General features: G+C 55.5%; 6 protein-coding genes and 1 pseudogene. 3 read left to right on the top strand and 4 right to left on the bottom strand.

Annotated elements, in window-relative coordinates:
• A partial coding sequence (locus G3T14_RS24825; RefSeq protein WP_204263012.1) for a hypothetical protein occupies window positions 1-315 on the top strand: 315 nt, incomplete at its 5' end.
• A 636-nt stretch (window positions 316-951) separates the two neighbouring features.
• Here the strand turns inward: G3T14_RS24825 and G3T14_RS22615 are convergent.
• Both G3T14_RS22615 and G3T14_RS22610 read right to left on the bottom strand, forming a co-directional pair.
• Entirely contained in the window at window positions 952-1,440 is a 489-nt protein-coding gene (locus tag G3T14_RS22615) for a pilus assembly protein PilZ (protein WP_163644760.1), read from the bottom strand.
• A gap of 278 nt (window positions 1,441-1,718) precedes the next feature.
• A complete protein-coding gene (locus G3T14_RS22610) occupies window positions 1,719-2,123 on the bottom strand; it encodes a flagellar biosynthesis repressor FlbT (protein WP_163644759.1) in 405 nt (134 codons plus the stop codon).
• Between the two features lie 170 nt (window positions 2,124-2,293).
• Between G3T14_RS22610 and G3T14_RS22605 the strand changes: the two genes are divergently transcribed.
• A complete protein-coding gene (locus G3T14_RS22605) occupies window positions 2,294-4,447 on the top strand; it encodes a flagellin (protein WP_163644758.1) in 2,154 nt (717 codons plus the stop codon).
• Between the two features lie 533 nt (window positions 4,448-4,980).
• Here G3T14_RS22605 and G3T14_RS22595 read toward each other — a convergent pair.
• A complete protein-coding gene (locus G3T14_RS22595; RefSeq protein WP_163644756.1) occupies window positions 4,981-5,376 on the bottom strand; it encodes a DUF2513 domain-containing protein in 396 nt (131 codons plus the stop codon).
• A gap of 273 nt (window positions 5,377-5,649) precedes the next feature.
• Here G3T14_RS22595 and G3T14_RS22590 point away from each other — a divergent pair, with 273 nt between their 5' ends.
• A complete protein-coding gene (locus G3T14_RS22590) occupies window positions 5,650-5,925 on the top strand; it encodes a hypothetical protein (protein ID WP_163644755.1) in 276 nt (91 codons plus the stop codon).
• Between the two features lie 252 nt (window positions 5,926-6,177).
• Here the strand turns inward: G3T14_RS22590 and G3T14_RS22585 are convergent.
• Window positions 6,178-6,724 (bottom strand): annotated as a pseudogene (locus G3T14_RS22585) (IS5 family transposase); the annotation flags it as partial.

Below are 6,724 nucleotides of genomic sequence, written 5' to 3'. Positions count from 1 at the left end.
CTCCCACCCCGTTCCTCAGAGCCGCGTGAGTTCACGCTTTGTCCGCTTGTGCGTATCAGGAACGCCGTTTCGTTCGTTCTAGCCTATGCAGGCAACGGTATGTCGACGGCAGAGGGCGGTAGGGCACTGCAGCGGTACGGTAAGAAGCACGGTAGGAGCAGGGGCATCACACCACACGCACTGAAGCTGCCGAGAAGCGTCCGGATCGCATTGAGCCCGTCGGTCACGGCCGAATTACGCCTGGCCTACCACTCAAGCTATAACCTGAAGGCTGAGCAGCGGGTCGACATCCCGAAGCGAACCGAAGCAGGATGAAGCTGGTAGCCACGCTTCAGATCGCTCTGGAATGCTCTGAAACGTTTCCAAATATTCTCTGCACACCTGTGCACCCTGAGGTGCTTGGCTGGGGCAATATCGCCTTCGGGTGCTAAACCTTCGCCGTCGACCTCGATCAGCGCGCTTCGCTGGAGGTCGAGGTTTTGATTGACGGGCGGGACGCACGCAGATCCAAAGCCCGTGTCAGGATAGTGATCGAATCACGTTTATCTGGCAGTAGAAAACCAGTCACGTTTTCCCGACAGAAACGGAGCCGTTTGAGGCGATCGAAGGCTGGCCTCCTCTGAGCGTCGGGAAAACGGTCGGATACCCGACATCGCGGCTGATAGGACGAATGTCTTAGTTGGGTGGATTTCTGTTCGTCCTCTTTGGAGCGTCCGATGCGTCAACGCGGAGGTTGCCGTACTGCTTGCTTCCGACGCGGGCGACCGCAGGACGCATGTTCATGTCCTCCATGAACCGCAGCATGTTGGGTTCATTCAGCCTCCCCTCCCGGAAATGCCTTGATATGGATCGATCCCCATGGCTGGTCTCAACTGGCTAAATTTTCATGACCAGGAGTCCTCAATATGTTATATATTACTGAAAGTTTGATGGAGTTTTATTCGAGTTATTTTACAAAATAACACTTTCATTGAATGTCACAGGACTAAATGGAAGACGGAACGAGACAGCAAACCCCTCATCAGTATGACGCACTACATTTGCAAATCGTTTTCCAACAGTCACGAGCGAGCCAATATCTGGCTTGATGGAAATAGCGAGAGAAGCTCCAGACATTGAAAGATCGATTATTTGAGCTTTTACGTCTCGAATATTATGAAAGTGTACTAGTGTATCTATCTGTATCGGTAATATACGTTGATTTAACCGCTGCTCAGATGTATATTTTTCACGAGATTTTATCCACTTTAGTCTAGCATTAATCCGCTCCCTCCTGGGCGCGCTAACCTGCACTACTATCGTCATAAAATTTGAATTTATTTCTCCAATAATTCCAGATATAGATCCGATTTCGTCAATATGACAATTGACGATGTGCCCCTCATCAAGACCTGTCAGATTTTTACTGGAAAATATTTCCGCTCTCTCGCTTGAGAGCATTCTTACGGAACACGAGCCTTCAATCCCGTTCGAGGCGAGAAAACGCCCTTTCATAAGGGGGCATCTGATTGATGGGTCTGCGGTTCGGCAACAGAAATTGGAAGCGCATGCATATCGGGTCACCCTGCTAATGGCCAAGGTTACCACGAGAACGCCGCTCACAACTTTTAGAACCCAATGCAGTGGGAATACAATTTGATATGGTTTACGCTTCCTAAATAAAAGCACAATCTCGGCAGAGTGGGACAGTGACATAGATGCATTGATCGCGCCCAAAATCACGCGACGTCGGAGACGCTTGGCACGTAGTCGAGAAGGCTGCGCTCATAGGCCACCAACGCCTTGCCGAGCTTGATCGCCCGATGGGTCTGGCCTTCATCCACGGCAGTCTGGATCGCGAGGAGATGCGGAGCCATGCTGGGGACAGCCGCGAGAATACGCAGGGCCTGCTCCATCAGAAGCGCCTTAGCATCGGACGGGTCATCAGACAGGTGAATCACTTGTAGGGTGACGCACAGCGTTTTGCAGGCGGTGTCGGCCTCACTCTCATGCAAAATCTCGCTCTCGCGCAGGAACTGGCACTGCGTTTCGATGAGAAAGTCCGCGTTTCGGCCGCCATTCCGAATTGAAGCCCCGTTGATAATCAGCCGCTCGAACGGCTTCAGCGTAATTCTAAGAGGCATGACCAAGACAACCCTTTTGGAAGTTATTTGAATCATACCTATGAATCATTAATGATCTTTCACCATTGTCGGATCAAGTGAAGGGATCTTAATTCCGCGGAAACCAAGCATGTGGTGTCTTCGCAGCGTCATCAAAAACGATGGCGTCTTGATCAGTTAGGATCGTATCAATGTCTTCCGGCATCACCCTTACCGCTGCGACCCGCCAGAACCTGCTCTCGCTCCAGGGCACGGCCGACCTCCTCACGCAGACCCAGAACCGCCTCTCCACGGGTAAGAAGGTCAACTCGGCCCTCGACGACCCGACGAGCTTCTTCACTTCGCAGTCGCTGACCGGCCGCTCGGGCGATCTCGGTTCGCTTCTTAACGGCATCTCCAACGGCGTCCAGACCATCCAGACTGCCAACCAGGGCATCACCTCGATCCAGAAGCTGGTCGACACGGCCAAGTCCACCGCCAACCAGGCGCTGGCCGACAAGAGCGCCCTCTCCAGCGGAACGGCTGCGACTGCGGCGACCCTCAGCGGCAGCAAGAGCTTCCAGGGTCTCGCGGGCACTGCAGACGGCACCCAGGACTTTTCGTCTCTGGCGAAGGACGGCTCGGTCGACCTCTCTCTCGATGGCGGCAAAACGAATACGACCATCCGTCTCGACGCAGCAACTTTGAAGGGTTCGGTCAGTGATCTCACCAAGGTGACTGCCGATCAGGTCGTGTCCGCGATCAACAGCCAGATTGGCAGCAGCAGCGCGCTAAAGGGTAAGGTTGCTGCATCGGTCGGCACTGACGGCCGTATCAACTTTGCCACCACGAGCGCCGGAGCCACCCAGCAGCTATCCGTCGCAGGTTCGACCAACGCAACGCTTGACATTGGGTTTGGTAAGTCGACCACCGCACCTACAGCTGCAACGCTTACAGCTTCCACCGCTTCTGCAGTTACGACCTTCAGCGCTACCGCGGGTTCGTATCTCACCGTCAGCGATGGTGTGAACAGCACTGATCTCGCCGTAGACTCGACCTCACTGAAGGCGGACGGAACTGCTCTTGGAACGTCGCCATCCGCAGCTAATCTTGCGGATGCGTTCAATGTTCAGCTTAAGGCTTCAGGTTCTTCGGTAACTGCAAGTGACGTTGGCGGCAAGGTCACCTTTACGTCTGGAGATCTTGGGTCCGGTGCTGCTGTCAGTGTTCTCGTGAAGGCACCGCCGACCAGTAAGACACAGGTCGATATCGGTTTCAGTGCCGCAACGGGTACCGCTACCGGCGTGTTCGTTGCCGGTGCGGCCGGCTCTGCCGTTACTGGTCTTTCAGCTACCGGTTCCGACGCGACTGATGGATCGGCGAAAGCTGTTGCTGCCGGAAACGTGACCGTATCAGATACAACCGGCTCCCCGGCTACTGCTGGCGGCCTTGACTTCAGTGGTTCGAAGAACGGTAACTTCACCATCCAGCTCGGTAACGGCAACAGCAAGACCATCAACCTGAATGCCACCACCATTACTGCTGCTGGTGGCGTGGCTGGGTTTGCTAGCAGGGACAACATTGCCGCCGCGATCAACACTCAGATCGCTGCCGACTCCGGTCTGGCTGGGAATGTGACAGCAAGCTTCGGAACCGACAATAAGCTCGTCATCAGCTCAACCAAGGCCGGCAGCGCCCAGTCGATCACCATCCAGGCAGCTCAGGGCGCGACTGCAGCTAACAACACCAACATCGGCTTAGGCGTTCAAACCTCTGCTACAGCGGGTATTTCGGCCTCAGCTGCGGTCACTGTGACAGGCAAGGACAGCACGGGTTCGACCAACTCGACCCGTACGTCGCTGTCCAAGCAGTTCAACGAGATCCTGAACCAGATCACCCAGCAGGCCAAGGACTCGAGCTACAACGGCATCAACCTACTCTACCGCGCTAGCGACGACGCAAAAGAGAACTCGCTGAAGGTGAGCTTCAACGAGACTGGCACCTCCAGCCTGAGCATCACGGGTTCCAAGCTCGACTCCGATGGTCTTGGCCTCACGGCCGTGACCGGCGGCTTCCAGACGGATGACGAGATCAACAAGACGCTGACTTCGATCACCCAGGCCACCAGCCAGCTTCGCGCCCAGGCTTCGACCTTCGGTTCGAATCTCTCCATCGTGCAGAACCGTCAGGACTTCTCGAAGAACCTGATCAACATCCTCGACACCGGTGCAGCCAACCTGACGAATGCGGACCTCAACGAGGAAGCCGCCAACTCGCAGGCCCTCTCGACCCGCCAGTCGATCGGCATCTCAGCGCTGTCGCTCGCCAACACAGCGCAGCAGGGCATCCTGCAGCTCCTCCGCTAAGCGGATTAGCTTCGTCGACTACAGCGGCCGGGGGAAACCTCGGCCGTTATTATTTCGTTAACGATACATACGTAATTTGAGGCGCGTCGAATTACGGTAGCTGCGCGGGCTCAACTGTCATGCTGGATGAGCAGAAAAATATAATAGACATCGATCGTAGCGCTGATACGGCGTGTGGCCGAGTCTTCGCGCTACTCCAACATATCCACGACGATAGCAGCCATGCCGCATATGAGCCTGAGCTAACTCGCCGGGCAGTCGATTTGATAAATGCCGCGCAGAGCTACGCTATATATTTTGCTAAAATCGACGAATGCGTCATGAACCTTGATTACAATTCCGCCCTAAAGGTTGGTCAGGCTCTTCTACAGCACGAAGCTATGCTACATGAAATCGCGACCGGCGGCCTAATTACCCATTCTTCGACTCTGAACTAAAACTAAGCATCATTAATCCGATCACAGCTTACGATTAAAGCAGCTTCTTACTACGCTCAGTAGGCATAGATTTGGGCGACTACGGTTCAGGTCTCTTCAGAGATCTAAGTCAAGGCGCTTCTTCACAATCTGATTGCCATACGCCCTGGCTATCCTATTCATGAGTGAGAAGCTGGCCCCACCAACGATTGATGCTGCGTCCTTGGTACGCATCCAGACCTCAGGATCGCGGATGTCGTCGAGGTACTCGCAGCCTTTCCAGGTTAAGCGTTGAAACCGCAGAATCCCGTCAGAAGCAAACCCTTTTCCTGCTACGTGGATGAGATCAGCTTCAATCATCAATTCCAAGGTGCTCCACACCTCGCTTGTCGTACGCCCTTCAATTTTGAGGTCCGCATCGTCGAAGGCGAAGGTCCAGATTGCTAACGGCCGTGCATGAAACGCCTCCAGCTTGAGCAACAGATCTCGCACAAGTTCCATGTCGCGTTTCATCGAGTCTTTTTTCCTTTCCAGCCCTGTCAAAGTCCGGACAGTGAAGCGGTACGGGCCGGTTTGGGTTGTGCCTTTCCGTATTCGTCACCTTCAGCAGGACATTGATCGTGAAGCGCTTTCAAGTCAGTGGATGGCCCGCTACGCAGATGGGCGGTCTGCGCCTCCCACTGCTCGGCCGTATTCCACCCCGGGGCGCGATCACGCAATTTCTAGACGCTCGTTCAATCTCGCCTAAGTCCCTATTTCACCCACCGACCAACACCTAGGAAACATATGCAAGACCGTCCCGAGATCGCAAAAATGATTGCCGAGTCGTTCGAGCAGGGCGCGACGGAGGCAAAGGCAGGTGGTGCCAGCGACGTTGAGATTGCCCGCGCATTGATCGGAACCGGTCTCTCATGGTGGGGCAAAGCCGTTTCAGCTAAGCAGCTTATCGAAGAATTAGCTCGCTTAACTGCTGATTTGGCTGTCGCTGCGAATGTCGACCTTAGCGGAGACGATACAGAACCAAGCTCAAGGCGCGCGATGAGCTTGGGCGGTTATCCATAGGCTGTAGATAAGCCAGGGTTGACGCTACCAAGGCACCCCATCAAATTGGGTCTATGCCTTGGTAGGGCCTGTCGTAAACGCAACCGGGCCATCGTTTGCGGGTTATTAGCTATACCTGACCAGTTTGTCGCCTCTGCCCTGGAGCCGGCCCATGATCCTGTCCGCTATCGCCGCCAGCGAGGGTCGTCAGGTACCAACGGTTCATGAGTGTTCCTCATTCGCGCATTTTTACTCAGAGTCTGTCCGGGATCATTATTCGGTCTGGCAGAGCTTTCGGATCATGAGGCGGACGGAGGCCCAGTGGAGGAAGGCCAGGGCTTTTCGACTGTGGCATTCCCAATCCCTGGCGAGCCGGCGGCACCGGTTCAGCCAAGCGAAGGTGCGCTCGACGATCCAGCGTTTGGGCAATACGGTGAAGCCTTTCGGCGCGGGCATCTCGGCCTGATCGGATCGCTTGACGATCTCGACCTCGATCCGCCGGCAGGCCCGGCGCAGGCCGGTCTGGAAGCGCGGTCCCTGGTAGCCGCCGTCGGCGTAGAGCTTGAGCAGGAACGGATAGAGGCCGAACAAGGTGGCCATCACCCAGACGCCGCCATCGCGGTCCTGCACGCTGGCCGAATGCACCAGGGCGTGCATCAGCAGACCTTGGGTGTCGACGAGGATGTGGCGCTTCCGGCCTTTGATCTTCTTGCCCGCATCGTAGCCGGGCGGATCGATCGAGCGCCCCCTTTTTCCGCGCCCTTTACGCTCTGGCTGTCGATGATCGCCGCCGTTGGGCTCGCCTCGCGTCCCGCCTTCT

Origin of the sequence: Methylobacterium sp. BTF04 (assembly GCF_010692745.1) — a bacterium.
Taxonomy (GTDB): Bacteria; Pseudomonadota; Alphaproteobacteria; order Rhizobiales; family Beijerinckiaceae; genus Methylobacterium.
This window is presented reverse-complemented; position numbering and strand designations above follow the sequence as displayed.

Excerpts from the sequence above, each read along its gene's own strand:
- G3T14_RS22615 (WP_163644760.1), bottom strand. The coding sequence starts at position 1,440 with ATGCTCTCAAGCGAGAGAGCGGAAATATTTTCCAGTAAAAATCTGACA.
- G3T14_RS22595 (WP_163644756.1), bottom strand. The coding sequence starts at position 5,376 with ATGAAACGCGACATGGAACTTGTGCGAGATCTGTTGCTCAAGCTGGAG.
- G3T14_RS22605 (WP_163644758.1), top strand. The coding sequence starts at position 2,294 with ATGTCTTCCGGCATCACCCTTACCGCTGCGACCCGCCAGAACCTGCTC.
- G3T14_RS22590 (WP_163644755.1), top strand. The coding sequence starts at position 5,650 with ATGCAAGACCGTCCCGAGATCGCAAAAATGATTGCCGAGTCGTTCGAG.
- G3T14_RS22610 (WP_163644759.1), bottom strand. The coding sequence starts at position 2,123 with ATGCCTCTTAGAATTACGCTGAAGCCGTTCGAGCGGCTGATTATCAAC.